This window comes from Pseudomonas alvandae, assembly GCF_019141525.1.
GTDB lineage: Bacteria > Pseudomonadota > Gammaproteobacteria > Pseudomonadales > Pseudomonadaceae > Aquipseudomonas > Aquipseudomonas alvandae.
This window is the reverse complement of the sequence record NZ_CP077080.1, coordinates 256,907-282,963: the sequence shown is the minus strand read 5'-3', so window position 1 is coordinate 282,963 and position 26,057 is coordinate 256,907. Positions and strand designations below refer to the sequence as shown.

Genomic DNA, 26,057 nt, shown 5'->3' with positions numbered 1-26,057 from the left:
CAGCTTATGTATGACGCCTTGGGTGACCTGTCGCTGGACCTGTTCCGCGCCTTCGAATCAGCGGCTCGCCAGCAGAGCTTTACAGCGGCCGCGATTGAGCTGGGCACCACGCAACCGGCCATCAGCCAGCAGATCAAGCGGTTGGAGGAACAGCTGGGCACGCGGCTGTTTGATCGCATCTATCGCGGCATCGAATTGACCGAGGCCGGCGCCATCCTGTTCGAACAGGTGCAGGCCGGTTTGCAGAGCATCGATGCAGGGCTTACCGCGATCACCGCCCAGCACCAGCACGAAGTGCTGCAAGTGGCGACGGATTTTGCGTTCGCCGCCTATTGGCTGATGCCGCGCCTGCATCGGTTTCACGCAGCCAATCCGCAGGTCGACGTCAGCCTGGTGACCAGCGAACGCAACCACAATATGCTCCGTACGGATATCGACGTTGCGGTATTGTTCGGCGACGGTCGCTTCAAGCAAGGCGAAAGTCATTGGCTTTTCAGCGAAGAAGTTTTTCCGGTGTGCAGCCCGCTGCTGCTCAAGGAACGCCCCCTGCCCTTGCCGGCCCAAGCCCTGTCGGAATTCCCGCTGCTGCACCTGCGTGGCGGCAACAGCAGCGCCTGGTTCGACTGGAGTGGGGTTTTCCGAGAGCTGGGCATCACCTCGCCACCCGCGCCAGGGCAACTGCGGTTCGACAACTACACCCTGCTCATCCAGGCGGCAATCGGCGGCCAAGGCGTCGCCATCGGTTGGCGGCACCTTGTGGATAACTTATTGGCGCAAGGGCTGCTGTGTCGTCCGATCGCCGAAACGGTGCTGTCGCGGCTGGGGTATTACGTGGTCTTGCCCCAACGCAAACGGCGTGGAGTGTTGATCAAGTTGTTCGTGGATTGGTTGATGGAGGAACAGGCCAACAGTGCTGAGTCCCTGACGGGATTGCCGCTGCCGTCGATTGCGGTTTGAGCCAGGGGCCGATCCGTTTTAAGGGAGCCGCTCTGCGGCCCAGCGGGAGCAAGCTCCCTCGCCACGGGGGGCACTAAACGGCGGGCACGAAATTCACGTGCTGGCCCACGTGCAGGTTCAGGCGCAGTTCGTCAGCGATTCCAACCGCCACGCGACTCAAGCGCTCCAACGACTCGGCCATGCCCGGTTCCAGACTGGTGCTGACGTGGCTGAAATGCTCGATGCTCAGCCCTTGCACGGCATAGGGCGCATTGACGAGGGTCCATTGCAAGGCGCTGTTTTTCAGGGCGTCGAGGACTTCTTCAGCGGCGTGGCGCTGCAGGTCGTCTTCCGAGGGGTCCTCCTCCAGCACCGAGAAATTTCCAACCAGGAATAAACGCGGAATATTGACCGCCTGCATGCCGGCAATCAGCGCATCCACCGCCAGGACCTGTTCCACCGGGCCGGGGATGAGCGTGCGCTCCACCTGTTCGCTGTTCATTGGCAGCCCCGGCGCATTCAACAAGCACACCACGGCGCTGGCACCCGCGACGCTCTGCTTCACGCGCTCAGGGTCGAAGAGGTCGCCGGTCTTGGCTCGCAGGCCCGGACGCGGCGCCAACGCCGTGAGATCATCCAGGACGGCGATGATTTCATGCTGGCGGCGCAACAGCTCAGCCATCAACGCACTGCCGAGGCTGCTCATGGCACCATAGAGCACCACCTTGATGACCGGGGTTTCGGCGTTTTTCATGGCTGGCTTTCCTTTTTCCGCGTGTAAAGGCTCTGACACACGGTAAACCGAGAGGGTTCGGCTGGTCTTGCAAGGAGTGACAAATGCAACGGATCAAGGGCTATCACGCCCACGTCTATTTCGACGCCCACACACTCGACCAGGCGCGGGCCTTGTGCGAGGAAGCCGCGCAACTGTTCCCGCTGGAAATGGGTCGGGTGCACCAACGGCCGGTCGGCCCACATCCGGACTGGAGTTGCCAACTGGCATTCGAACCGCAGTACATCGGCGTGGTCTTGCCGTGGCTGGCCCTCAATCGCAAGGGCCTGGTGGTTTTTCTGCATCCCGACACCGGGGATGACCTGGCGGACCACACCGACCATGCGATCTGGATGGGCGCGGTGCGGCCGTTGAAACTTTCAGCCTTTGAAGCAAAAACCTGACTGTTTTTGTGGCGAGGGGATTTATCCCCGCTGGACTGCGCAGCAGGCCCAAAAAGGCAGAACGCATTTTTCCTGAAAATAACGCGATGAGAACTTCAGGGGCCGCTTCGCGCCCCAACGGGGATAAATCCCCTCGCCACAAAGGAACTTCGTGCGTTTGGTCATACGCTCGGCTTGCGAAAGGCTGCTGAAAGCTTGCGCGATTAGGATCGCCTCACCTACCGGCAACAGACCGGTTGGCCAACAACGAGTTTCCAAACGCTCGTGCGGCCTTTTTAACAACAACAATGGTGATCCTGATGTCCGCTGCTACCTGTCCCGCTGCACCCACTCCATCCGTCCGTCCCGTGCTCTGCATCCTGCGCTGACCTGTCCGGTTCGCATTTCATAGCCGCGCCACGCCTGGAGTATTCCCCATGCTGACTTTCCTTGGCTTCGCCATGGTCATCACGTTCATGTTCCTGATCATGACCAAGCGCCTGTCCGCGCTGATCGCCCTGATCATCATCCCGATCCTGTTTGCCCTGTTCGGTGGTTTTGCGCCGAAGATCGGCCCGATGATGCTCGAAGGCATCACCAAGCTCGCCCCGACCGGGGTGATGCTGATGTTCGCCATTCTCTATTTCGCCCTGATGATCGACTCCGGCCTGTTCGACCCGGCCGTGCGCAAGATCCTCAAGCTGGTCAAGGGCGACCCGTTGAAAGTTTCGGTCGGTACCGCCGTCCTGGCGCTCGTCGTTTCCCTTGATGGTGACGGCGCGACCACTTATATGATCTGCGTGGCCGCCATGCTGCCACTCTACAGCCGCATCGGCATGAGCCCACGGATCATGGCCGGCCTGATCATCCTCGCCGGTGGCGTGATGAACATGACCCCATGGGGCGGCCCGACCGCCCGGGCGGCCAGTGCGCTGCATGTGGACCCGTCCGACATCTTCGTACCGATGATTCCCGCCATGTTGGCCGGCGTCGTGGCGATCCTGGCGATTGCCTACATGTACGGCAAACGCGAGCGTGCCCGCCTGGGTGAGCTGCACTTGGCTGGCGATGAAATCGACCATAGCGAAATCAGTGTTTCCCAGTTCCCGGACGCCCGCCGTCCGAAGCTGATCTGGTTCAACGGCGCGCTGACCCTGGTGTTGATGTGCACCCTGATTGCCGGCCTGCTGCCGTTGCCCGTGCTGTTCATGGTGGCGTTCAGTATCGCGATGATCGTCAACTACCCGTGCCTGCAACAGCAGAAAGACCGCGTCGCGGCGCACGCCGGCAGCGTCCTGGCGGTGGTCGGGCTGATTTTCGCGGCGGGGATCTTCACGGGCATCCTGTCCGGCACCGGCATGGTCGATGCCATGTCCAAGAGCCTGCTGGCGGTCATCCCGGACTTCCTCGGTCCTTACCTGGCGGTCATCACCGCGCTGGTGAGCATGCCGTTCACGTTCTTCATGTCGAACGATGCATTTTATTACGGGGTGTTACCAGTTTTGGCCGAAGCGGCCAGCCACTACGGCATCACCGCGGTCGAAATGGCCCGTGCTTCGATCGTCGGCCAGCCCGTCCATCTGCTGAGCCCGCTGGTTCCGTCGACTTATCTGCTGGTGGCCCTGGCCGGTATCGAGTTCGGCGATCACCAACGCTTCACCTTGAAGTGGGCAGTGCTGGTTTGCCTGTGCATAATGTTCGCCGCCTTGCTGATGGGGATTTTTCCGCTGTTCAGCACTCTATAAAAGCAATGCCCGCTGCGTCGCCCCCCCGGGTAACCGGAGGCGCGGCGCGGCCTAACACTCGCTCAAAGGAACTCACATGGAATGGCTGACCAACCCGGAAATCTGGGTTGCCTTCTTTACCCTGACCGCCCTGGAAATCGTCCTGGGCATCGATAACATCATCATGATCTCGATCCTGGTCAGCCGCATGCCCAAGCACATGCAGGCGCGCACCCGGATTTTCGGCCTGGCCCTGGCCATGGTCACGCGGATCCTGTTGCTGCTGTCCATCACCTGGGTCATGCGCCTGACCGCCGATTTGTTCGAAGTGTTCGGCCAGGGCATCTCCGGTCGCGACCTGATCCTGTTCTTCGGTGGCCTGTTCCTGCTGTGGAAAAGCTCCCAGGAGATGTACCACGCGCTGGAAGGCGAAGACGAAAGCAGCGACGAACCTTCGGGCAAGGGCGGCAACTTCCTCTACACCATCATCCAGATCGCGATCATCGACATCGTGTTCTCCCTGGACTCGGTCATTACCGCGGTCGGCATGGTCTCCCATGTACCGGTCATGGTCGCGGCGATCATCGTCGCCGTGCTGGTGATGATGCTGGCCTCGGGCACGATCAGCGAATTCATCGACAAACACCCGTCGCTGAAAATGCTGGCGCTGTCGTTCCTGCTGGTGGTCGGTACCGTACTGATCGCCGAGTCGTTCGACGTGCACGTGCCAAAAGGCTACGTCTACTTCGCCATGGCGTTCTCCCTGGCGGTGGAAGCGATCAACATCAAGATGCGCACCGCCATTGCTCGCAAGCGCAAGCAGCAGGATCCGGTGAAACTGCGCAAGGATGTTCCGGGTCAGTAGAGGTGTAGGGCAATGAACGAAGGGGCTCTTGGGAGCCCCTTTTTCATGCCCATGGAAAACCGGTCGGATGCAATACCTGTGGGAGCGAGCTTGCTCGCGAAAGCGGTCTGCCTGAACCGGTGATGTTGGATGTGATGCCGCCTTCGCGAGCAAGCTCGCTCCCACAGGGATTCGGGGTGTTTTTCGAGGAATCTGTTTTTATGACAGTTTTGTTTCAAACGCTTCTTTAGCTGTGCAATGCTGGCGTCCGAACCATTCGGCAACTACAGCTTAAGTACAAGAAGTAAAACGATGTGGCACCGTCAATTTGTCCCTTTGGGACGCTAACAGGGGGCTCCTCATGCTGACCCTGCTGAATCTACTCTCCGCCGTGGCCCTGCTGATCTGGGGCACGCATATCGTCCGTACCGGCATCTTGCGGGTCTACGGCTCGAACCTGCGCCATGTCATTGGCCAGAACATGTCCCGCCGCTGGCTGGCGTTTATCGCCGGCATCATGGTGACCGCCATGGTCCAGAGCAGCAACGCCACGGCCATGCTCGTCACCTCCTTCGTCGGCCAAGGCCTGATGGCGCTGACCCCTTCCCTGGCGACCATGCTGGGCGCCGATGTCGGCACCGCGCTGATGGCGCGGGTGCTCACCCTCGACCTGTCGTGGCTGTCGCCGCTGCTGATTTTTCTCGGGGTGATTTTCTTCCTGTCGCGCAAACAGACCCGCGTCGGGCAAATGGGCCGGGTCGGAATCGGGCTGGGCCTGATCATCCTGGCTCTGCAACTCATCGTCGAAGCCGCCGCGCCCATCACCCAGGCCCAAGGCGTGAAGGTGATCTTCGCCTCGCTGACCGGCGACGTCCTGCTCGATGCCTTGGTCGGTGCGCTGTTCGCGATGATCTCCTATTCCAGCCTGGCGGCCGTGTTGCTGACTGCGACACTGGCTGGCGCCGCGGTGATCAGTTTGCCGGTGGCCATCGGCCTGGTGATCGGCGCCAACATCGGCAGCGGCGTGCTGGCGTTTCTCAGCACCAGCATGCAGAACGCCGCCGGCCGCCAGGTGGCGCTGGGCAGCCTGTTGTACAAGCTGATCGGCCTGTTGCTGATCATTCCGGTGCTCGATCCGCTGGTGGGCTGGTTGGACAGCCTGGATTTCAGCCCCCAGGAAACCGTGATTGGTTTCCACCTGCTCTACAACACCGTGCGTTGCCTGGTGCTGTTGCCCAGCGTCGGGCCGATGGCCAGGCTTTGTGCCTGGTTGCTGCCGGAACGTCCGGAAACCAATGGCAAGGCCACGTCCCGACACCTGGACCCCACCGCCCTCGCTACCCCGAGCCTGGCACTGGCGAACGCCGCCCGGGAAACCTTGCGCATCGGCGACCTGATCGAAAACATGCTCGAAGCCATGCTCGGCGTGCTGCGTGGTGAGCAAACGGCGATCACCCAGCAAGTGCGCAGCATGAGCGACGACGTCGAAGCGCTGTGCAGCGCCATCAAGCTCTACATGGCGCAAATGCCCCGTGAAGACCTCAGCGAGCAGGACAGCCGTCGCTGGGCGGAAATCATCGAACTCGCCATCAACCTCAAGCTGGCCAGTGACCTGATCGAACGCATGTTGCGCAAGGTCCAGCAACAGAAAACCTCACAACGCCGCTCGTTTTCCGAAGTAGGGCTGGAAGAGTTGGCGGGGCTGCACAGCCACCTGATCGCCAACCTGCGGTTGGGGCTGTCGGTTTTCCTCAGTGCCGATCGGGAAAGCGCTCGCCAATTGCTGCGTGAGAAACGGCGTTTTCGCGCCCAGGAACGGCGGATGGCCCATGCCCACGTCAGCCGCCTGCAGCGCAAGATCGTGCAAAGCCTGGAGACCAGCTCCCTGCACCTGGAACTGATCGCCGACATGCGGCGCCTGAACTCGCTGTTCTGCGGCAGCGCCTACGTGGTGCTGGAAACCTCCGAGATTGGCGCGCTGGCCGCCGATGAAATTTCCGATATTACCCATTCGCCGTGAACGACTGGCGCCCTGGTCAGTCATTAAAAGGGGTCCGGGTCTCCAGCCAACCACGAGCCAGACAACTCCCACTGTCCTGAACACAGCGTAAATCAAGGTGGGAGCGAGCCTGCTCGCGATGACGCCAGTCCGGCCCCATGGATCTTCATAAGCCGCCAGGAAGCCCCGCTATGCGTTGTCTGTTGCTCGCCTTGCTTTTGTTCGGTTCCTTGCCTGCGTTCGCCGCGGATCGATTCCAGGTTGAAGGCTACGCGTTGCCCAACGGCATGCAGCTCATCCTCAAGCCCGGCACGGAACGCGGGCATGTGGCGATTCGGCTGGTAGTGGGCGTGGGCCTGGATGATTTCAATTGTGCCGACAAGGAGCTGCCGCACCTGCTCGAACATCTGCTGTTCAGCGGCGTCGACGACAGCGGCGAAGGCGGCCTGGAAGAACGCATGCAGGCGCTCGGCGGCGAGTGGAACGCTTTTACCAGCAACGCCGATACGACGTTTGTCATCGAGGCGCCGGCGAGCAATCAACGCAAGGTCCTCGACCTGTTGCTGGCGCTGTTGACCCGGACCCGCATCGATGAAAAGGCCCTGGCGGCGGCCAAGCGGGTGGTGGAACGCGAGGACGGCGGGCATTACACCCACCTGCAACGCTGGCTGGACCATCAAGACCTGGGCCACAAGGCCAGCAATCAACTGGCGGTGGAGCTGGGCTTGCGTTGCGAAGAACGGGCCGAGGTCGAACATCTGTCCCTCGCCCGAATCGAGCAGGTGCGCAAGGCCTGGTATGCGCCGAACAATATGACCTTGATCGTGGTCGGCGACCTCGATCGATTGCTGCCGGCGTATCTGGAGCGCACCTTCGGCGAGCTCGAGCCGGTCGAACCCAGTGTCCACGAACCGCTGCCCCAGATCCGCTACAGCGCGGTCACCAAGCGCAACCTCATCCAAGGCCTGGTCGGCAATGGCGCCAAGCTCCATTGGCTATTCCCGGAACCGGTGTTGGAAGAGCAACACGACGAAACCTTCGACTTGCTCAAGGAGTATCTGGATTGGGCGCTCTATCGCCAATTGCGCTTGGCCGACGGTCTGTCCTATGGCCCGTGGACGGAGCGAGAAGTGCTCGGCGGCGTGGGTTTCATGAGCCTGAACGCCGACCTGGCCCGCGAGGACCTGCCGCAGGCCGAACAGTCGTTGGAACAGCTGCGCAGCACATTGCTCAAGGACGGCCTGAATCCCGAGAGTTTCGTGCGGATAAAACGCGCCGCCATTGCCCACCAGTCCTGGGCCGTCCAAGGCAACAGCGCCCTGGCGGATTACTACTGGAGCGCCCTCGGGGACTACGAAGACGGCCGCTTCGCCAATCCCGCCGCGCGCCTGCAGGACGTCAGCCTGGAACGGGCCAACCAGGCCCTGCGCGAACTGCTCAAGGACCCGGGATATTTGCGCATCGAGAGGCCATTGCTCAGTGATGACCAGCTTGTCTGGGGACTGGGTGGGTTGCTGGGGTTGGTGTTACTCGGCGTGGTGATGTGGCAGGTACGACGCATGGCTCGACCGCACGAGGAATAATTTTGTGGCGAGGGGATTTATCCCCGTTCGACTGCGAAGCAGTCGCAATCAAGGACGGCTCGGTTTTACTCAAGGGTTTGTAGGGTTGCTTCGCAACCCACCGGGGATAAATCCCCTCGCCACAGATAAATCTCACTCACCACAAGAGTGCTCGTCACATCGATGCCCTGGCGATACTCTGTCAGGGATATTTCCTACGACTTACTGTGAAACCGCCGAATGCCGAACCTGACTCATTTAATCCAGCGCATCCTCGAACTGATGAAGCGCTATCCAGGGGTCATCGCGCTCGGCGGTTTTGTTTCCGGGGTCGGCAGTTTCATGCTGGTGGACCGCCAGCAGAGCCTGGCGACCTGGATCACCATCATCATGTTGGTGAGCTGGCTCTGGCTGATGCTGGAAAACACCCTGACGCGGTTGTTCACCAAGGTCTTCAAACGAGAAATACCCCAGCCGCTGTTGCGCTACGCCACGCAGATGATCCACCAGGAAAGCCTGTTTTTCGTCCTGCCGTTTTTCTTCATCACGACCACTTGGAACAGCAGCCAACTGATCTTTACCGGCCTGCTGACGATCGCGGCGCTGATCTCGATCACCGACCCGCTGTATTACAAATGGCTGGCCCCTAGGCGCTGGGCGTTCCTGGCGTTGCACACGCTGACGCTGTTTGCCGCCCTGCTCACCGCGCTGCCGGTGATTGTGCACCTGACCACTGACCAGAGCTTCAAGCTGGCGCTGGGCATCGCCATGCTGTTGTCGTTCCCGAGCCTGGCCTCGATCTTTCCGATTCGTACCGTGCGCAACGCGTTGGCCATTCTGTGCATTACCTTGGGGATTGGCGCCGCCGGCTGGGTGCTGCGCTCCTGGGTGCCGCCCGCGACGCTATGGATGACCGAAGTGGCGATCAGCACCCAAGTGGAAGATCGCACACCGGGCGCGAGCCTCAAGCAAGTCAGCGCGGCGCAGATCCGCAGCAATGGCCTGTATGCCTACACCGCCATCAATGCCCCGCGAGGGCTCGACGAGCGCATTTACCATGTCTGGAAATTCAACGGCAAAGAAGTGGACCGCATCGCCTTGGACATCCATGGCGGGCGCAAGGAAGGCTATCGGGCGTGGACCCACAAGCAGAATTTCCCGGACAACCCGACGGGCAAGTGGCAGGTGCGTGTGCTGACGGAAAACGGCCAGATGATCGGCGTGCTGCGTTTCGAGGTGACGGACTGAAGGTCCTCCGGACCTTATCGCGAGCAAGCTCGCTCCCACAGGGATTCGCGGTGACCTGTGGGAGCCGAGCTTGCTCGCGATGACGAGGGCACATCCAACAGATGTGTCAACCGATCATCGTTATCGTGAGCAACTCACTCCGCCGGTCAGCCAAAGAACCAGTAGCAAACCCCGATAGCCGCCACCACCCCGGCCAATTCAGCCAGCAGCGCGCAACCCACCGCATGGCGCGCGCGCTGGATCCCCACGGCGCCAAAATAGACCGCCAGTACGTAGAAGGTGGTTTCGGTGCTGCCCTGGATGGTCGCGGCCACCAGGGACGGGAAGCTGTCCACCCCGGACGTCTTCATGGTTTCGATCAGCATCGCCCGGGCGGCGCTGCCGGAGAACGGCTTGACCATGGCCGTCGGCAGCGCGTCGACAAAGCGCGTGTCCAGGCCAGCCCATTGCACCAGGTGGCGAATCCCGTCGAGGCCGAAATCCAGCGCTCCCGAGGCCCGCAACACCCCCACCGCACAAAGCATCGCCACCAGGTAGGGCAACAGGCTCTTGGCAACGTCGAAGCCTTCCTTCGCGCCTTCGACGAACGTTTCGTACACCTTGACCTTGCGCAGCGTGCCCACCACCAGGAAGAGGATGATCAAGCCGAACAGCGTCAGGTTGCCCAGGATCGACGACAGCCCCGCCAGCGCAGTGGCCGAGAGCGTCGCCAACAGCGCCATGAAGCCGCCCAGCGCCAGCGCCCCCGGAATCAGATAGGCCAGCACCACCGGATCCCACAGGCGCAGACGTTGCACGAACGCCACGGACAGCAGCCCCATCAAGGTCGAAGCGCTGGTGGCGAGCAGGATCGGCAGGAACACCAGGGTCGGGTCCGGCGCGCCTTGCTGGGCGCGATACATGAAGATCGTGACCGGCAGCAGGGTCAACGACGACGCGTTCAGCACCAGGAACAGGATCTGCGCGTTGCTGGCGATGGTCGGGCTGGGATTGAGGTCTTGCAGGGCGCGCATGGCCTTGAGGCCAATGGGCGTGGCGGCGTTGTCCAGCCCAAGGCCGTTGGCCGCGAAGTTCAGGGTGATCAGGCCGATCGCCGGGTGGCCGGCAGGCACTTCCGGCATCAAGCGCAGGAACAGCGGGCCGAGGGCCTTGGCCAGCCAGTCGACGATGCCGGCTTTTTCAGCGATGCGCAGGAATCCCAGCCACAGGGTCAAGGTACCGAACAGCAGGACCATGACTTCGACCGACAGCTTGGCCATGGCAAAGATGCTTTCCACCATGGCGGCGAAGATCCCGGCGTTGCCGCCGATCAACCACTGCGCCAGCGCCGACACGGCTGCCACGATAAAGAAGCCAAGCCACAGGCCATTGAGCATCGGTTAATCCCCCGGAAGATGCCGCGAATGATAGCGGGGCTGGCAGAAACGACAAACCCCGGATTTCCCCGGGGTTTGGTTGGCACTGCATAGATGATCAATGGAGCCCTGTGGGAGCGAGCTTGCTCGCGATGGCTGCGTGTCAGTCAACAACAATGGTGACGGATGCGACGCAATCGCGAGCAAGCTCGCTCCCACAATGACCGGGTGTTCAGGTACTTTTTTGCTGACCCGAACGCCCTTCAGGAATCAGCGGCTGGAAGTTTCTCCCGCCGGCAGCGGCTCCTTGCTGCGCCAGTGCGGCAGGGAATTCCAGTAGCGCTGGCCCTTGGCATCGTCGTACATGCCTTCCCAGCGGGAAATGACCAGCACGGCCAGGGCGTTGCCGATCACGTTCAGCGCCGTACGGGCCATGTCCATGATGCGGTCGACACCGGCAATGAACGCCAGGCCTTCCAGCGGAATGCCAACGCTGCCCAAGGTGGCCAGCAGCACTACGAACGATACGCCCGGCACACCCGCAATGCCCTTGGACGTGACCATCAAGGTCAATACCAGCATCAGTTGCTGACCGATGGACAAGTCGATGCCATACAGCTGGGCAATGAAGATCGCCGCGATGCTCTGGTACAGGGTCGAACCGTCGAGGTTGAACGAATAACCGGTGGGCACCACGAAGCTGCAAATGGCTTTCGGCGCACCGTAGGCTTCCATCTTCTCGATCACCCGTGGCAACACGGTTTCGGAACTGGCGGTGGAGTAGGCCAGCACCAGCTCGTCCTTGAAGATGCGCATCAGCTTGATCACCGAGAAGCCGAACAGGCGAGCGATCAGGCCCAGCACCACAAAGGCGAAGAAGGCGATGGCGAAGTAAACCAGGATGACCAGTTTCGCCAGCGGCAGCAGGGAAGCGAAACCGAAGTTGGCGACGGTCACCGCGATCAGGGCGAACACACCGATCGGCGCGTAGCTCATGATCATGTGGGTGACCTTGAACATGCTCTCCGACACGCCCTGGAACATCTTGACCAGCGGATCACGCAGGTCAGATTGCAGGCTGGACAAGCCGAGACCGAACAGGACGGAGAAGAAAATGATCGGCAACATCTCGCCGCGAGCGACGGCGGCGAAGATGTTCGACGGGATCAGGTTGAGGATCGTCTGCACGAACGCATGCTCATGCTGGACCTCGGCGGCCGTGGCCTGGTACTTGGAAATATCCACCGTACCCAGCGTACTCATGTCGATGCCATTGCCCGGCTGGAAGAAGTTCGCGAGCAACAGGCCGACGACGATGGCGATGGTCGTGACGATTTCAAAGTAGATGATGGTCTTGAAGCCGATCCGCCCGAGTTTCTTGGCGTCGCCGACCCCGGCGATGCCGACGATCAGCGAAGAGATCACGATAGGGATCACGATCATCTTGATCAGACGGATAAAGATATCGCCAGCCGGTTGCAGCACGTTGCTGATCCACCAGGCCTTCTCGGCACTGAAGTGGTTGAGCAGCGCACCGATTGCAATCCCGAGCACCAGACCGATGAGGATCTGCCAGGCGAGGCTTAGTCTTGCCTTCTTCATATCATTACCCTTACTTCAGTTGGACTCGGGCAGCAGCGTCAACGGACGGCCAGGATGGCGATGCGAAGTCGTGCTGCTGCCCCCGTATAACGTCACCCGAGCGCCCACGACGGCTCACTGGCAGGCGAAAAAAGGCGCAACTATTGCCACGCGAGGGGGGATCGTCTAATGCCGTAACCGCCTACCCCATGCCGAATCGGCATGAGATTTCCCAGGTGAAACGTGCGCCCCAATCGGTTCGAAAGCGCCACTTCAGCAGGCATAAACGCCGTCAGCCGGCCATTTCAGCGTGGCCGTGCGTTGCTCTGATTGCTGGAGCGTCGATGAAAGGATCGAGCGTTGGAGTCCACTCGGGAAGAGAAATGGCGGGCGCATTCTCCGATATACGGTCAGCGTTGGAACAGTGACATTCGTCCATCAGGACAATATGCCGCAGCGCCTGGCGGGTTCTGTCAGGAAAGACAGCCAGCCGCTCTAACGTGAGCATCAAGCTCTCCGCAAGTTCGCCAAGCCATCGAGACTTCGCGAACTTGCGTCGCAGCTTTTACCTGACCCGGCCCTTTCGCAGGCACCCCTTGTGCCCGTAGGTCACTCCGACCCTTTTTGGTCAGAGCGTCCCAGCCCCCTGGTCATGCTTCGGCCCTCCTCGGGCCTCGCAGAGAGAAAAGCAGGGCTGCCTTTCCCGTTCTCAAGTCTCAGTACCAATTCGGATCTTTTTTCAGCTGTTCCATTAACAGTTCTTGCATACCTTCGTCGGGATTACCGAGGAAGCGATAGTCCGCATGACGGGTTGGCGACTTGTCTGCCGGCAGCCCCGCGGGCACTTCGACCAACAAGGCATAGGCCTCGTCTTTGTCGAAACTGAACGCCACGAACAGGCGTTTGCTCCGGCAAGTTGCCTGGGTTTCGCACAGCGGTCCTACCAGATACTTGTCGCCATCCTCTTCGACGGCATTCATCTGTTCGGCATCGCCCGTCAGGTTCATCACCCATTCGGGCAGACGCTCTTCCTTTTTGACCACTTGCTGCCAGGTCTGGCGGTACTGCGGGTCGGCCTCAAGCAGTTGATTGACCCGCATCTGTCCGTCATTGGCAGCCAATGCCATGGCACTGCCGCCCAACAGCAGGGCGGCGGCCAGTCCTTTTAACGACGCGTTCATGGTCAGCCTCGGCCGCGACGACCAAAAAAGAACGAAGCGATGAACATCACCAGGAACACGACAAAGAGAATCTTGGCGATGCCCGTGGCGGTGCCTGCGATACCACCGAAGCCCAATACCGCGGCGATGATGGCAATGATCAGGAAGGTAATTGCCCAGCTCAACATGATGATTCTCCTTACGCTTTTCTACTTAGTTGGGGTGTAGCGGTGTTGGTTCCGGCTCGACGGACGACCGGTCCATCGGGTTTAGAACACCCAGCGCTCCTCACGAGGCATGTCGGTAAGGGGCTGCGTTTGGTCGACCTCCATCATTCGCATCGAGGCGGACGCCTCGGCGACGCTGCTGACCGCACTGAAATGCGTTTGGGGAGCTCGTTGAATCGACACCAGCGGCGCTTCCGGCTGTTGGCTTTCATGCCACAACATCAGTTGTTGGCCCGCCACAAGCGTGATCAGCAGTGCGACGACAGCCCACAGCCCTTGTTGGATGGACAGGGCAGTGATGCGAAATTGGGCGGCACGTTGACGATTCATCCTGGAATTCCTCCCCACCCTTGCGGTGATCTGGTTGAGGCGCTTTAACGCCATGTTGATCTGGATATTGCAGTCCGCATGCCAGAATTATAACCAGCTAAAAACCGTTCAAAATCAAATAGTTACCATGTGAAGCCAAAGCATGCGGGGCGCATCCTGCACGATGGGCCCGAGCGGAGTCGTGCGTAATGCACGAATCGGAGAAAGCGAAGCGCAAGATTCTTTTTTTGAATTGAAGGTGGGAAACGGCTGTCGGAATGAGCGAACCGAACCGAAGGCTACAGGCGGGGCGAAAAAAAAGATGAAAATCAGGCTTTTAGACGCCAGAGGTCCACAGAAGCCTGTTCGGTGAGTAATATTCGACCAGAATGAACCATGCAACTTGCCCGATTTTTCTGACACTAATCATCATCATTCATTAAGGAGCGTAGGAAAAATGGAATCCGCCACTGAGCATCAAGGCCGCATTCTGCTGGTGGACGATGAGTCCGCCATCCTGCGTACCTTCCGTTATTGCCTTGAAGACGAAGGCTATTCCGTCGCCACCGCCAACAGCGCCGCCCAGGCCGAAGCGCTGCTGCAACGCCAGGTGTTCGACCTGTGCTTTCTCGACCTGCGACTGGGCGAGGACAATGGTCTCGATGTACTGGCGCAGATGCGGATCCAGGCGCCGTGGATGCGGGTCGTGATCGTCACCGCCCATTCCGCCGTGGACACCGCTGTCGATGCGATCCAGGCCGGGGCCGCCGACTATCTGGTCAAGCCTTGCAGCCCGGATCAACTGCGCCTGGCGACGGCCAAGCAATTGGAGGTACGTCAGTTATCCGCCAGGCTCGAGGCTCTGGAAGGGGAGATCCGCAAGCCGAAGGACGGCCTCGACTCCCACAGTCCGGCCATGAAAGTCGTGCTTGAAACTGCCCGCCAGGTCGCCAGCACCGATGCCAACATTCTTATCCTGGGGGAATCCGGCACCGGTAAGGGTGAGCTGGCGCGGGCCATCCATGGCTGGAGCAAGCGCGCGAAGAAATCCTGCGTCACCATCAACTGCCCGTCGTTGACCACCGAGTTGATGGAGAGCGAGTTGTTCGGCCACAGCCGTGGCGCATTCACCGGGGCCAGCGAGAGCACACTGGGGCGGGTCAACCAAGCCGATGGCGGGACGTTGTTTCTTGACGAAATCGGCGATTTTCCCCTCGCGTTACAACCTAAGTTGCTGCGTTTTATTCAAGACAAGGAATACGAGCGGGTAGGCGACCCAGTCACCCGTCGCGCCGACGTACGGATCCTCGCAGCGACCAATCTCAATCTCGAAGACATGGTGCGCGATGGACGTTTCCGCGAAGACCTGCTGTATCGCCTGAACGTCATTACCTTGCACCTGCCGCCATTGCGCGAGCGGGCCGAGGACATCCTGACCCTCGCTGATCGCTTCCTGGCGCGCTTCGTCAAGGAATACGCCCGCCCAGCCCGGGGCTTCAGCGACGAAGCGCGCGAGGCACTGCTGGGTTATCGCTGGCCGGGCAACATTCGCGAACTGCGCAACGTGGTCGAGCGGGCCAGCATCATTTGTCCGCAGGAAAAAGTCGAAATCAGCCACTTGGGCATGGCCGAGCAACCGGTCAACAACGCCCCGCGAATCGGCGCCGCGCTGAGTCTCGACGAACTGGAGAAGGCCCACATAGGCGCGGTGTTGGCCACCGCCGATACCCTCGACCAAGCGGCAAAGACCCTAGGCATCGATGCGTCTACGCTGTACCGCAAACGCAAGCAATACAACCTGTGAGCGCCACCTTATGAAACTGGCGATGAAGCTGCGCACACGGCTGTTCCTCAGTATCTCGGCACTGATTACCGTGGCGCTGCTGGGGCTTTTGCTGGGCCTCGTCAGCGTCATGCAGATGGCCAATACCCAGGAAAAGTCCGTGCGCGACAACTTTATCCTGCTCGACCTGGGTCTCAAGTTGCGCCAGACGCTGGGCGATCAGTTGATGATCATGCTCGATGAAAAACCCGATCTGGCGGCGCTGGAAGAATCCAAGCGCCAATATTTCGAGTTGTTGGACGAGGGCATTGCCCATGAGCGAGAACAGGACGATTCAGCCGCCCGCTTCAGCCACGCCAAAGCCGATTACATCAGTTTTATCCAGGCTTTCGACGCGTCTCTCCAACAATCGACGCCACTGAGCAGCAATCAGGACCTCACAGAGAAGTTCAACGTGCTGCGCGGCGGCTTGATCGATGGCTATCGACACGCACTGAACAAAATCAGCGATACACAGGACCGCGCCCGCGAACGGGCTCTCCTGATTTCCAGCTTGCTGGGCCTGGTGGGCCTGGCGGTATTGATCATCGGGTTCGTGACCGCCCACGGCATAGCCAGGCGTTTCGGCGCGCCGATCGAGGCCCTGGCGGCCGCGGCGGACGATATCGGGCAGGGCAAGTTCGAGGTGACGCTGCCCATCTCCTCAGCGGCGGAACTGAACCTGCTGACGCGGCGTTTCGGCATCATGGCCCAGGCGTTGCGCGAACATCAGGCCACCAATGTCGATGAACTGCTCGCCGGCCAGCAACGCCTGCAAGCGGTGCTCGACAGCATTGATGACGGCCTGCTGATGATCGACCGCCAGGGCCGGCTGGAGCACCTCAATCCGGTGGCCCAACGGCAACTCGGCTGGGACCAGGAACGCCTGGGCCAAGGATTGGGCGAGGCGCTTGGACGTATCGAGCTGGATGACGAGCTGCAAGTGGTCCTGCGCGGTGGTTCCCAAGAGCGCGCGCCAGACGACCTGAGCATTGAGGTAGATGGCGAATCCCGCGTGCTGACGTACAGCCTGACGCCGGTCATCCATACCCAGGGCCAGATTCTCGGGGCAGTGATGGTATTGCATGACGTCACCGAACAGCGCGCCTTCGAGCGGGTACGCAGCGAATTCGTATTGCGGGCGTCTCATGAGCTGCGCACCCCCGTGACCGGCATGCACATGGCATTCGGGCTGCTGCAGGAGCGCGTGCATTTCCCCGAGGACTCTCGCGAGGCGGACCTGCTCAATACGGTCAATGAAGAAATGCAGCGGCTGATGCAGCTCATCAACGACCTGCTCAACTTTTCCCGCTATCAGAACGGCTTGCAGAAACTCACCCTGGCGCCTTGCTCCATCGAGCAAATGCTGGACGCGGCCCGGCTGCGGTTTGCCGAGCAGGCCGAAGCGAAGGGCGTCGAGCTGTTGGTGGAGATCCAGGGACCGTTGCCGCGCCTGCATGCCGACGCCGCGCAGTTGGACCGGGTCTTGGACAACTTGATCGACAATGCGATGCGTCATACCAACGATGACGGCCAGATCCGTTTGCAGGCCCGACGCCACGGCGAACGGGTGATTATCAGCGTTGAAGACAACGGCGAGGGTATCGCCTACGGCCAGCAGGGCCGGATCTTCGAACCCTTCGTCCAGGTCGGACGCAAAAAGGGCGGCGCGGGGCTCGGCCTGGCGCTGTGCAAGGAGATCGTCCAGCTGCATGGTGGACGCATGGGCGTGTATTCCAGGCCAGGGCAGGGCACCCAGTTTTATATGGCCCTGACGGTCTGAAACCGCCTCAAGCTTCGTCGTCCAGGCGTCGTCCGAGCAAGCGCCGACCGCGGGTGATCAACTCTATGAGCTGCACCGCACTGAGCGCGTGGGCGAACAGCCAACCCTGACCGAACTTAACGCCTTCGCTGCTCAGGTATGACGCCTGGGCCTCATGTTCGATGCCTTCGGCAATCACCTTTAGCTGTAACGCATGAGCCATGCGGATAATGTGCGGCGCCACGCCACTGCTGGCTGCATCATGGCCCAAGGCGTCGATGAAGGCCTTGTCGATCTTCAGGCAATCCACCGGCAGCGTCTGCAGGTAAGCCAGGCTGCAATAACCGGTGCCAAAATCGTCGATCAGGACCTGATGCCCCAGGTCGCGCAGCGATTGCAGGTTATCCCGGGCCACCAGCACATCAACCAACCCACGCTCGGTAACTTCGAACGCAATCTGGCGCGCCGACACTCGATGCCGCGCCAGCAGGCGGGTAATCACTTCCCCAATGCGCGGGACCATCACATCGCAGGCCGCGAGGTTCACCGAGATGTACAGGTGTGGGTTGGCGCGCAACAACTGGCCCAACTGGTCGAACAGCCGCTGCAGGACGAAGTCGGTAATCTGGCGAATCTGCCCGGTGTTCTCCGCCATGGGAATGAACAGGTCCGGGCTGGTCAGCGTACCGTCTGGTCGTCGCCAACGCAGCAACGCTTCGGCGCCGACACAGTTGCGGCTGCGCAGATCGAAAATCGGCTGATAGAGCACCTGTAGCTCGCCGCGCCGGATGGCCCCGTGCAGCTCCGCGTCCATGGATTGGCGCTGACGCGCCAGCAAAAACACTTGGAAGCCGATGCCAAGGCCCAGCATCAAGCTGATCGGCAGCATCCACCAGGCGTTGGCGGGAATGCGAAGGCCGTTGCGCGGCGCAATCAGCACCAGTTGATATTCCGGGTTGTCGGTCGGCATCCGATAGATCAGCCGGGTCTGGGTCACTTGCAAGGCGTCCCGGCTTTTTGGCGGCCACGGCTCCGCCGGCGGCCAGCGTTGCTCGGTGCCGAGGACTGGAATGGCCCGCTCGCCCTCGTCCAGGACCACAAGGAGGCTGCTGCCTGGGGGCAGATCGACGACATCGGTCAGGTGACCGCGAGACGTAGCGACCCGGAAATTGCCGCGCCCCAACATCAGGGCGGCACGATTTTCGTCGGGCTCCGTGGTGGTGTTGAGCCAGTAACTGTAGGCCGGGCCTCGCAAGTCGGGTGGGCGGGCCAACGATAAGCCGCTCTGGCGCGGGCGATTGGAACATACGCCGTGACTATCGATGTAAGCGGCTTCATAGACAAAACGGTAATTGAAGCTCACCTGTTGCAGCGTCGCGATCATGTCGTCATCACAGCCGCGCAGAGGTTGGGCCTGAAGATCATCGAGGCTTTCGCGCAGTTGGCCGAAAAGCTGTTCCAGGCGCTGCAGGAAACGCTCGCCCTGGGCATTCATCTGGTCGCTTTCGCGCTGCTGGATCTGTTGCATCACCACGAACAGGCTCCCCGCCAGCAACAGCACGGTACTCAGGGCAGCCGCGACCATCGCCAGGAAAACAGGGCGATGGAGCCAGCTTTGCAGGGTTTCTCGGGCAGCCGTCATCGTTGGTAATCCGAAAGTTACCAATGAGTTATAGCTTCTGTTTTGGAATTGGCCCGCGCAGTCGGACGGGCGTCATTATTTTGTCTGGTTGAGGACCGTCAGGATCGCCGCACTTTGGGCGTCTGGCGCGCCATCGAACCGGGCCGGTCGATAGCGCATCTGGAACGCGGCCAGGACCTGATGAGTGGTGACGTCCCATTCGCCGGTGCGCGGCGTGGGGTAGCCAAGGCGCGCCAGCTCGGCCTGGAACCAACTGGCGCTGGGAAGCTGATCCACATAGGCGGCCTGCTGGCGAGCGACTGCCCGTTCGTCTGGCCAAACCCCCAAGCCGGCCTCGGCCAGGCGTTTCCAGGGAAACAACGGCCCGGGGTCCAGTTTGCGCATGGGCGCGATATCGCTGTGACCGATGATGTTCACCGGATTGATCGCGTTACGCCGGGTGATGTCCTTGAGCAGGACGATCAGGGATTGGACTTGAGCTTCGCTGTAGGGATACCAGAGACGTCCGGTGGGCGTATCGATATAGCCCGGGTTGACGATTTCGATACCGATCGAGCTGGAGTTGAGCCAGGTCCGGCCTTGCCATTCACTTTCGCCGGCATGCCAGGCACGTCGGCTTTCGTCCACCAGCTTGTAGATGGTTGCGTTCTTGTCATCGCCGATCAAGTAATGGGCACTGACTTCGCCATGGGTCAGCAGGGACAGGGAGCGTTCCAGGGACGCCGAGGTGTAATGCACGACAACGAACTGGATTCGACTGTCGTGGTTGACCGAGGGATGGCTGGTGTCGAGTCGGGGACCGCTCGCGCAACCGGCCAGGAGAAGCAACGAAGCAAGAAGCGGGGCAAATTTCATGGCGATAGGGTGTATGCAGAAAAATAATGCAACAGTGTAACGTATCGCCCAGCAATGATCCGATTGGACCGCGACATTAAATAATTTGGAACAATTGAAGCCTCAGCCTAGCTCCACGCGATTACGTCCTGCATTTTTAGCCCGATATAGCGCCTGATCGGCTCTTTTAAGCACCAGATCGCTATGTTCTCCCGGTTTGAATGCCGTCATGCCCATGGACACCGTGACCGTGACCGGTTCGCCTTTGAAGTGAAACGGACAGGCTTCGATGGCCGCGCGCAACGCCTCGGCCAGTTTTGCACCAGCGGCCAGGGGCGTATCGGGGACCAGCAGGACGAATTCCTCGCCGCCGAAGCGGGCAATGAAATCGCCACCGCGTATACGCTTGCGCAGCACCGAGGCGATGAGCTTCAGCACGCGGTCGCCGGCCAGGTGGCCATAGTTGTCATTGATCCGCTTGAAATGATCCAGATCGAGCATGGCAATCAGCAAGCTGTTGCCATGCCGCTGCCATTGCTCGACTTCCCGTTCGAGACGTTCGCTCCAGGCGGCGCGGTTGGGCAAGCCCGTCAGCGGATCGACCAATGCCTTTTGCCGCTGCTCTTCCAGGTTCTCCCGAACGATCAGGGCGTCCTGCTCCATCAATGCAACGCGCTCGGCCAGGCTTTTCAGGCGAGCCGACACTTCCTGCTCGCGCAAATCCCGTTGTTTCTGGTGCTGATCCATCGTGCCGAGCAAACCTTCAAGGTGGTTTTCCAGCACGTGCTTGAGGCTCTCCAGGTCATCGGCCTGCTGCACGCTGTTTTGCAAGCCATCGACCTGCTCGCGGATCTGGGTGTCCATCTCCCTGGAGGCCGATGAATGGTCGGCATGGTCTTCGCTGGCCGCCCGCAGGGTGTTTTGAAACGACTCCAGCCGATCGTTCAGCCGCTGAAGATAAGCTTCGAATTCGTGCTGGCCGCTGTCGGTGATCGCCAGCATGAGCACAGCCAGGTCGTCGAGAACCGGCAGCAACTCGTACCAGTTCAAGCCGTTTTTCAGCCGTTCCCGCATGGCCTCGGCTTGAGGACGATGCCGCTCCGGCAATGTCAGGTCGCCCAGCAACCCCAGCAAGGTGTCTTCGATGTGGCGAGCGACCGAGCTGTAGGACGGCTCCGGGGAATCAGGCAGATTATAGGGAGACTCATCCGGATCGATCGCCGCGGGAAGCTCGGCAGGTTCTTCCGGAACCGCTGTAGCCTCGAAGATGGGCTGGGGCGGTTCCTCTGGCGTCAGCTCGTCGGGATTCTGGGCAGCGGGGGCCGGCTCGGTGGGTTCATCGGGGGTCGGCGCCGACTCGATGCTCGGCTGGGCAGGCGACACGACGGGTGCTGGTGCTGGTGCTGGTGCTGGTGCTGGACCAGGCTCGTCCACTGTTTCAATGGATGCCACCGGCTCGGGCGTCATGTCCGGTGCGTGGACTTGTTCCGCTTTGGATAGCGGCGGCGCCGGTGCCGCGGCTGCAGTATCAATGGCTTGGGGTTGGGAGGGCAGCGGGGCCGCTTCGGCTTCAGCCGTCAGGGCGGGCGCGGGTGTCGCTTCCGAGTGATCGTGGCCGCCAAACAGTCGTTGAAGCAGGCCGGGACGGCTCGGCTCCTCCGGCGTGTCCAGTGCCCTGATCGCCTGCCCTTGCAATTGGCTCAGTTCACTGAGCAACAGCGGGATTTCCCGCGCCTGGTCGGCCCGGGCCTCCAGTTGCTTGGAGAATTTCTTCAGGGGCCGGCTGACTTCCTTCGGCAGCGGCAGGCTCTGCAACTGGGCGACCAGGGCCGTCAGCGCCGCGCTCACCTGTTCCGCGCGGGTCTCGCGACGCTGTTCGGAATCAAGTACGGCTTTCTCCAGGCGTGGAAGCAAGGCGGCGAGGGCGGCGTCCATGTTGTCGGTACGCACCACTTCGCGCATTTCCTTCATGCACTGGTCCACGGCCCGATCGGTACCCTCGGCGGCGAGGGTGCTGCGCACCAGGCCACGACGCAACAAGTCGAGCCGAGCGTCCCAGCGGCGCTCGAGCTTTTCCTGTTGTTCGATGCTCTTGAGGTATTTTTCTCTCCAGCGTTCGGCGTCGTCGCTCATTCATCGGATCCGCGAGGGGCAGGACTCAGCGCGGGGAATGCATCAGCCGTGAGCGAACCCGGCAAACGTATTTCGACCGCGACGGGCAGGTGATCGGAAATGGGCTGGGCCAGCACCTCGACCCGTTCGAGGGTCAGGGTCGGGCTCAGCAGGATATGGTCCAGGCAGCGTTGAGGACGCCAGCTGGGGAATGTCGCTTCAAGTTGCGGAGCCAGCAGACCAAGGTCGCGCAGGGGGGAGGTCTGCAACAGGTCGGTGGCATGGGTGTTCATGTCGCCCATCAGCACCTGATGCTTGTAGCCGCCAATCAGCTCGCGAATGTACGCCAGTTGCATCGTGCGAGTACGCGCCCCGAGCGCCAGGTGCATCATGACCACGATCAGCGCCTCCGGACCTTCGCCGAAACGCGCGAGGATCGCGCCGCGGCCCTTGGGGCCCGGCAGCGGATGGTCTTCGATCGCCCACGGTCGCAAGCGGCTCAACACACCATTGCTGTGCTGGCCGAGACGTCCGAGGTTGCGATTGAGTTGCTGGTACCAATAGGGAAACGCGCCCAGTTGGGCAAGGTGCTCGACCTGGTTGACGTAGCCGGACCTCAGGCTTCCGCCGTCGGCTTCCTGCAAGGCCACCAGATCGAAATCCTTCAACAGGTCGCCGATCTTCTGCAGATTGCCGGCGCGTCCCGTATGGGGCAGCACATGTTGCCAACCCCGGGTCAGGTAATGCCGGTAACGTTCGGTGCTGATACCGACCTGGATATTGAAACTGAGCAGCCGCAAACGACTGTCGGCAGGCAGGCCCGTGGACGCGACATGATGCTCGTTGACCCGTGCTTCATGCAGGCCAACAACGCGTTCGGTGCTCCAGCGGGCCATGGCAGGCGCTACGCTTAGTTGGCAGCGGCCTTGGTCGCCGCCCGCTCTTTGGCGATCAGCTTGTCGGCCAGTTGCAGTGCTTCGTTCGCGCCGCCAGCGGAGCCGATGTCAAAGCGGTATTTGCCGTTGACGATCATGGTCGGTACGCCAGTGATTTCGTATTTCTTCGCCAGCTCACGAGCCTTTTTGATCTGCCCCTGGATAGCAAAGGAGTCAAACGTGGCCAGGAACTTGTCCTTGTCGACGCCCTGGGTCGCGAGGAACTCGGCCATGTCTTCTTTCTTGGTCAGCTTCTTGCCTTCTTTCTGGATCGCATTGAACACCGCTGCGTGAACCTGGTGCTCGACGCCCATGGCTTCGAGGGTCAGGAACATCTGGCCGTGGGCGTCCCATGGGCCGCCGAACATGGCCGGAATGCGCACGAAGTTCACGTCCGAAGGCAGTTTTTCAACCCATGGGTTGATGACTGGCTCGAACGCATAGCAATGCGGGCAACCGTACCAGAACAGTTCCACCACTTCGATCTTGCCAGGCACAGCCACCGGAACGGGGTTGGTCAACTCGACGTAAGGGGCCTTCGATTCCTCGGCGTTGGCTTGGGCGGCCATGCCGAACAGGCTGGCAGCGACGAGCGCGGCGCTGATGATCAGATTACGCATGCTTTACTCCTGGACAATGAGGTGGCCTCGCGAGACCTGTTTCTAAGACAGACCGTGGCGGGTTCAAGTTCGCTAGTGTAACGGCAGCGGCCACAAAAAAGGGCGGCCAAAGCCACCCTTTTGATGTTTGCATCGACAGATTAATCGAGTGTTAACGTTGCGGGGAATGCAAACCTCACAACGCCTGGCCAACGGTCTTAATGCAGACCCTGGATATAACTCGACACAGCGGCGATGTCTTCGTCGCTCAGCTTGCGCGCGATGGTGCGCATGGTCATCGCGTCGCCGTCGTTGGCACGACCACCTTCTTCCTTGCGGAAATCGGTCAATTGCTTGGTGACGTATTGCGCGTGCTGGCCGCCCAGGTGTGGGAAGCCTGCGGCGGCGTTGCCGCTGCCATTCGGCGAGTGGCAGCCGGTGCAGGCGGGCAGGCCCTTGTCCAGGTCGCCGCCGCGGAACAGCGCTTCACCGCGAGCCACGAGTTTTGGATCAGCGGCGCCGACGCTGCCCTTCTGGCTGGCGAAATAAGCGGCGATGTCCGACAGGTCCTGATCGCTCAGGTTGGTCAGCAGGCCGGTCATTTCCAGGACGACACGCTTGCCGTCCTTGATGTCATGCAATTGCTTGGTCAGATAACGCTCGCCCTGGCCCGCCAGTTTCGGAAAGTTGGGCGCCATGCTGTTGCCATCCGGGCCGTGGCAGGCCCCGCATACGGCCGCTTTTGCCTGGCCGGCGGCGGCATCGCCTGCGGCGTGGGCTACGCCGGACATCCCCAAGGTCAACAGCAGACTCACGATCAGTTTGTTCATCAGCTAATCCAACTACGGCTAAGGGTTAAAGAGTTATGGACCGGGTTTACTCGCTCATCCACTGGATGATGGCTTGGTAATCCTCGGCACTGCAGTCCATGCACAAACCACGCGGCGGCATCGCCTTGAAACCCTGGGTCACGTGTTGCACCAGCGTCCCCATACCTTTCGCCAACCTTGGCGTCCAAGCTTCCCGGTCACCCTTGCGGGGTGCCGTGGGCAGTTGGCCGGAATGACAAGCACCACAAACACGGTTGTACACAGCTTCCGGATCCTGTGTAGCCTGAGCGCTGTAAAGCGGCATCAAGACACCGGCAGCTAGCAGCCATTTCGTCATAAAACGACCTTTTCAGGGTTGAGAGCGAGCTGCGTTCTAGTGCGCAATTTCGGTCGGTCGCTCCCGTGAGCCTCATCCTACGCTGGGACAAAGCGCACACAAAATCTGCGGCATTATATACTGGCGTCACTGAAACGGAAACGACACAGCTTGCCGCGTCCATTCCCGACGCCGCCCACATCGGAAATCCCATGCAACTGAAGAACCCTATCCTCGGCCTGTGCCAACAGTCCACCTTCATGCTCAGCGCTGCCAAAGTCGATCAATGCCCTGACGACGAAGGCTTCGAAGTGGCTTTCGCCGGGCGTTCCAACGCCGGTAAGTCCAGCGCGCTGAACACCCTGACCCATGCGAGCCTGGCCCGTACTTCGAAAACTCCGGGCCGCACACAGCTCTTGAACTTCTTCAAGCTAGACGATGAACGCCGTTTGGTCGACCTGCCCGGCTACGGTTATGCCAAGGTGCCGATTCCGCTCAAGCAGCACTGGCAACGCCACCTGGAAGCCTACCTGGGCAGCCGAGAAAGCTTGAAGGGTTTGATTCTGATGATGGACATCCGCCATCCGATGACTGACTTCGACTTGCTGATGCTCGATTGGGCAGTCGCCAGCGGCATGCCGATGCACATTCTGCTGACCAAAGCCGACAAACTCACCTACGGCGCCGCGAAGAACACGCTGCTCAAGGTGCAGTCGGAGATTCGCAAGGGCTGGGGCGATACGATCACCATCCAGTTGTTCTCGGCCCCCAAGCGCATGGGGTTGGAAGAAGCCTACACGGTGCTGGCCGACTGGATGGAGCTGGCGGACAAGGGCAGCGACGCGGCTGAATAAGCCAAATCGCAGGCAAAAAAAACCCCGGACTTCGTATGGGGAGGGGGAAGTTCGGGGTCCAAGTTCCGGACCGCTAGGGCGGGGTCCAGATATCTGCCAACACTTAACACAACATAGGAGCATTGAAGGGCTTCACCAGCCATTCAGAATCTCTGAGTGGGATTTCACGGGTTTAGTTCAGATTTTTTTGGAAATAACTGTAGGAACTTTCAGAGCTGATGCTCCCGACGCTGCATTGCGGTGACTCCCTG

Annotated in this window: 24 protein-coding genes; 10 read left to right on the top strand and 14 right to left on the bottom strand. The window is 60.7% G+C overall.

The window, feature by feature from the left end; genetic code table 11:
- Window positions 1-6: 6 nt before the first annotated feature.
- A complete protein-coding gene (locus tag KSS97_RS01260; protein WP_030138970.1) occupies window positions 7-957 on the top strand; it encodes a choline sulfate utilization transcriptional regulator in 951 nt (316 codons plus the stop codon).
- 73 nt (window positions 958-1,030) lie between these two features.
- On the opposite strand, the gene KSS97_RS01255 is transcribed toward KSS97_RS01260, so the two are convergent.
- On the bottom strand, window positions 1,031-1,690 hold the full coding sequence (locus tag KSS97_RS01255) for an NAD(P)-dependent oxidoreductase (RefSeq protein ID WP_217860760.1): 660 nt from the start codon (window positions 1,688-1,690) through the stop codon (window positions 1,031-1,033).
- A gap of 83 nt (window positions 1,691-1,773) precedes the next feature.
- Here KSS97_RS01255 and KSS97_RS01250 point away from each other — a divergent pair, with 83 nt between their 5' ends.
- The 6 genes from KSS97_RS01250 (at window position 1,774) to KSS97_RS01225 (ending at window position 9,468) form a co-directional block, all read left to right on the top strand.
- The gene (locus KSS97_RS01250; protein WP_217860759.1) at window positions 1,774-2,112 is read left to right on the top strand and encodes a DOPA 4,5-dioxygenase family protein; all 339 of its coding nucleotides are present in this window, start codon (window positions 1,774-1,776) and stop codon (window positions 2,110-2,112) included.
- A 416-nt stretch (window positions 2,113-2,528) separates the two neighbouring features.
- Entirely contained in the window at window positions 2,529-3,836 is a 1,308-nt protein-coding gene (locus KSS97_RS01245) for a CitMHS family transporter (RefSeq protein ID WP_030138973.1), read from the top strand.
- A 76-nt stretch (window positions 3,837-3,912) separates the two neighbouring features.
- Window positions 3,913-4,680, top strand: coding sequence for a TerC family protein (locus KSS97_RS01240; RefSeq protein WP_003177162.1), 768 nt, complete (start codon window positions 3,913-3,915; stop codon window positions 4,678-4,680).
- Window positions 4,681-5,020: 340 nt separating this feature from the next.
- Window positions 5,021-6,679 carry a Na/Pi cotransporter family protein gene (locus tag KSS97_RS01235; RefSeq protein ID WP_217860758.1) on the top strand — a complete coding sequence of 553 codons (1,659 nt, stop codon included), beginning with the start codon at window positions 5,021-5,023 and terminating at the stop codon, window positions 6,677-6,679.
- A 170-nt stretch (window positions 6,680-6,849) separates the two neighbouring features.
- Entirely contained in the window at window positions 6,850-8,241 is a 1,392-nt protein-coding gene (locus KSS97_RS01230; protein ID WP_217860756.1) for a M16 family metallopeptidase, read from the top strand.
- A gap of 219 nt (window positions 8,242-8,460) precedes the next feature.
- Window positions 8,461-9,468 carry a DUF5924 family protein gene (locus KSS97_RS01225; protein ID WP_217860754.1) on the top strand — a complete coding sequence of 336 codons (1,008 nt, stop codon included), beginning with the start codon at window positions 8,461-8,463 and terminating at the stop codon, window positions 9,466-9,468.
- A 146-nt stretch (window positions 9,469-9,614) separates the two neighbouring features.
- Here KSS97_RS01225 and KSS97_RS01220 read toward each other — a convergent pair whose 3' ends face one another.
- From KSS97_RS01220 to KSS97_RS01195, 6 genes are all read right to left on the bottom strand, one after another.
- Window positions 9,615-10,844 (bottom strand): nucleoside recognition domain-containing protein, encoded by a 1,230-nt coding sequence (locus KSS97_RS01220; protein ID WP_030138978.1) that lies wholly within the window; start codon window positions 10,842-10,844, stop codon window positions 9,615-9,617.
- A 249-nt stretch (window positions 10,845-11,093) separates the two neighbouring features.
- Window positions 11,094-12,425, bottom strand: a complete 1,332-nt coding sequence (gltP, locus tag KSS97_RS01215; protein WP_030138979.1) for a glutamate/aspartate:proton symporter GltP — start codon at window positions 12,423-12,425, stop codon at window positions 11,094-11,096.
- Window positions 12,426-12,696: 271 nt separating this feature from the next.
- Window positions 12,697-12,912: a hypothetical protein gene (locus KSS97_RS01210; protein ID WP_030138980.1), complete on the bottom strand. Its 216-nt coding sequence runs from the start codon at window positions 12,910-12,912 to the stop codon at window positions 12,697-12,699.
- 208 nt (window positions 12,913-13,120) lie between these two features.
- Entirely contained in the window at window positions 13,121-13,585 is a 465-nt protein-coding gene (locus KSS97_RS01205; protein WP_198796119.1) for an inhibitor of vertebrate lysozyme family protein, read from the bottom strand.
- A 2-nt stretch (window positions 13,586-13,587) separates the two neighbouring features.
- Window positions 13,588-13,752: a DUF1328 domain-containing protein gene (locus KSS97_RS01200; protein WP_003177151.1), complete on the bottom strand. Its 165-nt coding sequence runs from the start codon at window positions 13,750-13,752 to the stop codon at window positions 13,588-13,590.
- A gap of 81 nt (window positions 13,753-13,833) precedes the next feature.
- The gene (locus tag KSS97_RS01195) at window positions 13,834-14,121 is read right to left on the bottom strand and encodes a hypothetical protein (protein ID WP_217860753.1); all 288 of its coding nucleotides are present in this window, start codon (window positions 14,119-14,121) and stop codon (window positions 13,834-13,836) included.
- 436 nt (window positions 14,122-14,557) lie between these two features.
- Between KSS97_RS01195 and algB the strand changes: the two genes are divergently transcribed.
- Window positions 14,558-15,904, top strand: a complete 1,347-nt coding sequence (algB, locus tag KSS97_RS01190; RefSeq protein WP_030138983.1) for a sigma-54-dependent response regulator transcription factor AlgB — start codon at window positions 14,558-14,560, stop codon at window positions 15,902-15,904.
- Between the two features lie 10 nt (window positions 15,905-15,914).
- On the top strand, window positions 15,915-17,705 hold the full coding sequence (locus tag KSS97_RS01185; protein ID WP_030138984.1) for a KinB sensor domain-containing domain: 1,791 nt from the start codon (window positions 15,915-15,917) through the stop codon (window positions 17,703-17,705).
- Between the two features lie 7 nt (window positions 17,706-17,712).
- Here KSS97_RS01185 and KSS97_RS01180 read toward each other — a convergent pair whose 3' ends face one another.
- From KSS97_RS01180 to KSS97_RS01150, 7 genes are all read right to left on the bottom strand, one after another.
- A complete protein-coding gene (locus KSS97_RS01180) occupies window positions 17,713-19,326 on the bottom strand; it encodes an EAL domain-containing protein (protein WP_030138985.1) in 1,614 nt (537 codons plus the stop codon).
- A gap of 75 nt (window positions 19,327-19,401) precedes the next feature.
- The gene (locus KSS97_RS01175; RefSeq protein WP_030138986.1) at window positions 19,402-20,181 is read right to left on the bottom strand and encodes an N-acetylmuramoyl-L-alanine amidase; all 780 of its coding nucleotides are present in this window, start codon (window positions 20,179-20,181) and stop codon (window positions 19,402-19,404) included.
- Window positions 20,182-20,283: 102 nt separating this feature from the next.
- On the bottom strand, window positions 20,284-22,293 hold the full coding sequence (locus KSS97_RS01170; protein WP_217860751.1) for a diguanylate cyclase: 2,010 nt from the start codon (window positions 22,291-22,293) through the stop codon (window positions 20,284-20,286).
- On the bottom strand, window positions 22,290-23,168 hold the full coding sequence (locus KSS97_RS01165; protein ID WP_030138988.1) for an endonuclease/exonuclease/phosphatase family protein: 879 nt from the start codon (window positions 23,166-23,168) through the stop codon (window positions 22,290-22,292). The genes KSS97_RS01170 and KSS97_RS01165 overlap by 4 nt, the downstream gene beginning before the upstream one ends.
- A gap of 14 nt (window positions 23,169-23,182) precedes the next feature.
- A complete protein-coding gene (locus tag KSS97_RS01160) occupies window positions 23,183-23,827 on the bottom strand; it encodes a thiol:disulfide interchange protein DsbA/DsbL (protein ID WP_217860749.1) in 645 nt (214 codons plus the stop codon).
- A gap of 197 nt (window positions 23,828-24,024) precedes the next feature.
- The gene (locus tag KSS97_RS01155; protein WP_030138990.1) at window positions 24,025-24,636 is read right to left on the bottom strand and encodes a c-type cytochrome; all 612 of its coding nucleotides are present in this window, start codon (window positions 24,634-24,636) and stop codon (window positions 24,025-24,027) included.
- A gap of 46 nt (window positions 24,637-24,682) precedes the next feature.
- Complete coding sequence (locus tag KSS97_RS01150) at window positions 24,683-24,973, bottom strand: c-type cytochrome (protein WP_030138991.1); 291 nt, start codon at window positions 24,971-24,973, stop codon at window positions 24,683-24,685.
- Between the two features lie 191 nt (window positions 24,974-25,164).
- On the opposite strand from KSS97_RS01150, the gene yihA reads away from it, so the two are divergent.
- Window positions 25,165-25,806 carry a ribosome biogenesis GTP-binding protein YihA/YsxC gene (gene yihA, locus KSS97_RS01145; RefSeq protein ID WP_030138992.1) on the top strand — a complete coding sequence of 214 codons (642 nt, stop codon included), beginning with the start codon at window positions 25,165-25,167 and terminating at the stop codon, window positions 25,804-25,806.
- Window positions 25,807-26,057: the final 251 nt, after the last annotated feature.

What these genes read in the sequence shown, in the direction of transcription:
- KSS97_RS01240 (WP_003177162.1), top strand. Translation starts at nt 3,913, where the DNA reads ATGGAATGGCTGACCAACCCGGAAATCTGGGTTGCCTTCTTTACCCTG.
- KSS97_RS01210 (WP_030138980.1), bottom strand. Translation starts at nt 12,912, where the DNA reads ATGCTCACGTTAGAGCGGCTGGCTGTCTTTCCTGACAGAACCCGCCAG.
- KSS97_RS01155 (WP_030138990.1), bottom strand. Translation starts at nt 24,636, where the DNA reads ATGAACAAACTGATCGTGAGTCTGCTGTTGACCTTGGGGATGTCCGGC.
- gltP (WP_030138979.1), bottom strand. Translation starts at nt 12,425, where the DNA reads ATGAAGAAGGCAAGACTAAGCCTCGCCTGGCAGATCCTCATCGGTCTG.
- KSS97_RS01220 (WP_030138978.1), bottom strand. Translation starts at nt 10,844, where the DNA reads ATGCTCAATGGCCTGTGGCTTGGCTTCTTTATCGTGGCAGCCGTGTCG.
- KSS97_RS01250 (WP_217860759.1), top strand. Translation starts at nt 1,774, where the DNA reads ATGCAACGGATCAAGGGCTATCACGCCCACGTCTATTTCGACGCCCAC.
- KSS97_RS01255 (WP_217860760.1), bottom strand. Translation starts at nt 1,690, where the DNA reads ATGAAAAACGCCGAAACCCCGGTCATCAAGGTGGTGCTCTATGGTGCC.
- KSS97_RS01260 (WP_030138970.1), top strand. Translation starts at nt 7, where the DNA reads ATGTATGACGCCTTGGGTGACCTGTCGCTGGACCTGTTCCGCGCCTTC.
- KSS97_RS01165 (WP_030138988.1), bottom strand. Translation starts at nt 23,168, where the DNA reads ATGGCCCGCTGGAGCACCGAACGCGTTGTTGGCCTGCATGAAGCACGG.
- KSS97_RS01195 (WP_217860753.1), bottom strand. Translation starts at nt 14,121, where the DNA reads ATGAATCGTCAACGTGCCGCCCAATTTCGCATCACTGCCCTGTCCATC.
- KSS97_RS01180 (WP_030138985.1), bottom strand. Translation starts at nt 19,326, where the DNA reads ATGACGGCTGCCCGAGAAACCCTGCAAAGCTGGCTCCATCGCCCTGTT.
- KSS97_RS01235 (WP_217860758.1), top strand. Translation starts at nt 5,021, where the DNA reads ATGCTGACCCTGCTGAATCTACTCTCCGCCGTGGCCCTGCTGATCTGG.
- algB (WP_030138983.1), top strand. Translation starts at nt 14,558, where the DNA reads ATGGAATCCGCCACTGAGCATCAAGGCCGCATTCTGCTGGTGGACGAT.
- KSS97_RS01150 (WP_030138991.1), bottom strand. Translation starts at nt 24,973, where the DNA reads ATGACGAAATGGCTGCTAGCTGCCGGTGTCTTGATGCCGCTTTACAGC.
- KSS97_RS01200 (WP_003177151.1), bottom strand. Translation starts at nt 13,752, where the DNA reads ATGTTGAGCTGGGCAATTACCTTCCTGATCATTGCCATCATCGCCGCG.
- KSS97_RS01170 (WP_217860751.1), bottom strand. Translation starts at nt 22,293, where the DNA reads ATGAGCGACGACGCCGAACGCTGGAGAGAAAAATACCTCAAGAGCATC.
- yihA (WP_030138992.1), top strand. Translation starts at nt 25,165, where the DNA reads ATGCAACTGAAGAACCCTATCCTCGGCCTGTGCCAACAGTCCACCTTC.
- KSS97_RS01160 (WP_217860749.1), bottom strand. Translation starts at nt 23,827, where the DNA reads ATGCGTAATCTGATCATCAGCGCCGCGCTCGTCGCTGCCAGCCTGTTC.
- KSS97_RS01230 (WP_217860756.1), top strand. Translation starts at nt 6,850, where the DNA reads ATGCGTTGTCTGTTGCTCGCCTTGCTTTTGTTCGGTTCCTTGCCTGCG.
- KSS97_RS01185 (WP_030138984.1), top strand. Translation starts at nt 15,915, where the DNA reads ATGAAACTGGCGATGAAGCTGCGCACACGGCTGTTCCTCAGTATCTCG.
- KSS97_RS01225 (WP_217860754.1), top strand. Translation starts at nt 8,461, where the DNA reads ATGCCGAACCTGACTCATTTAATCCAGCGCATCCTCGAACTGATGAAG.
- KSS97_RS01245 (WP_030138973.1), top strand. Translation starts at nt 2,529, where the DNA reads ATGCTGACTTTCCTTGGCTTCGCCATGGTCATCACGTTCATGTTCCTG.
- KSS97_RS01175 (WP_030138986.1), bottom strand. Translation starts at nt 20,181, where the DNA reads ATGAAATTTGCCCCGCTTCTTGCTTCGTTGCTTCTCCTGGCCGGTTGC.
- KSS97_RS01205 (WP_198796119.1), bottom strand. Translation starts at nt 13,585, where the DNA reads ATGAACGCGTCGTTAAAAGGACTGGCCGCCGCCCTGCTGTTGGGCGGC.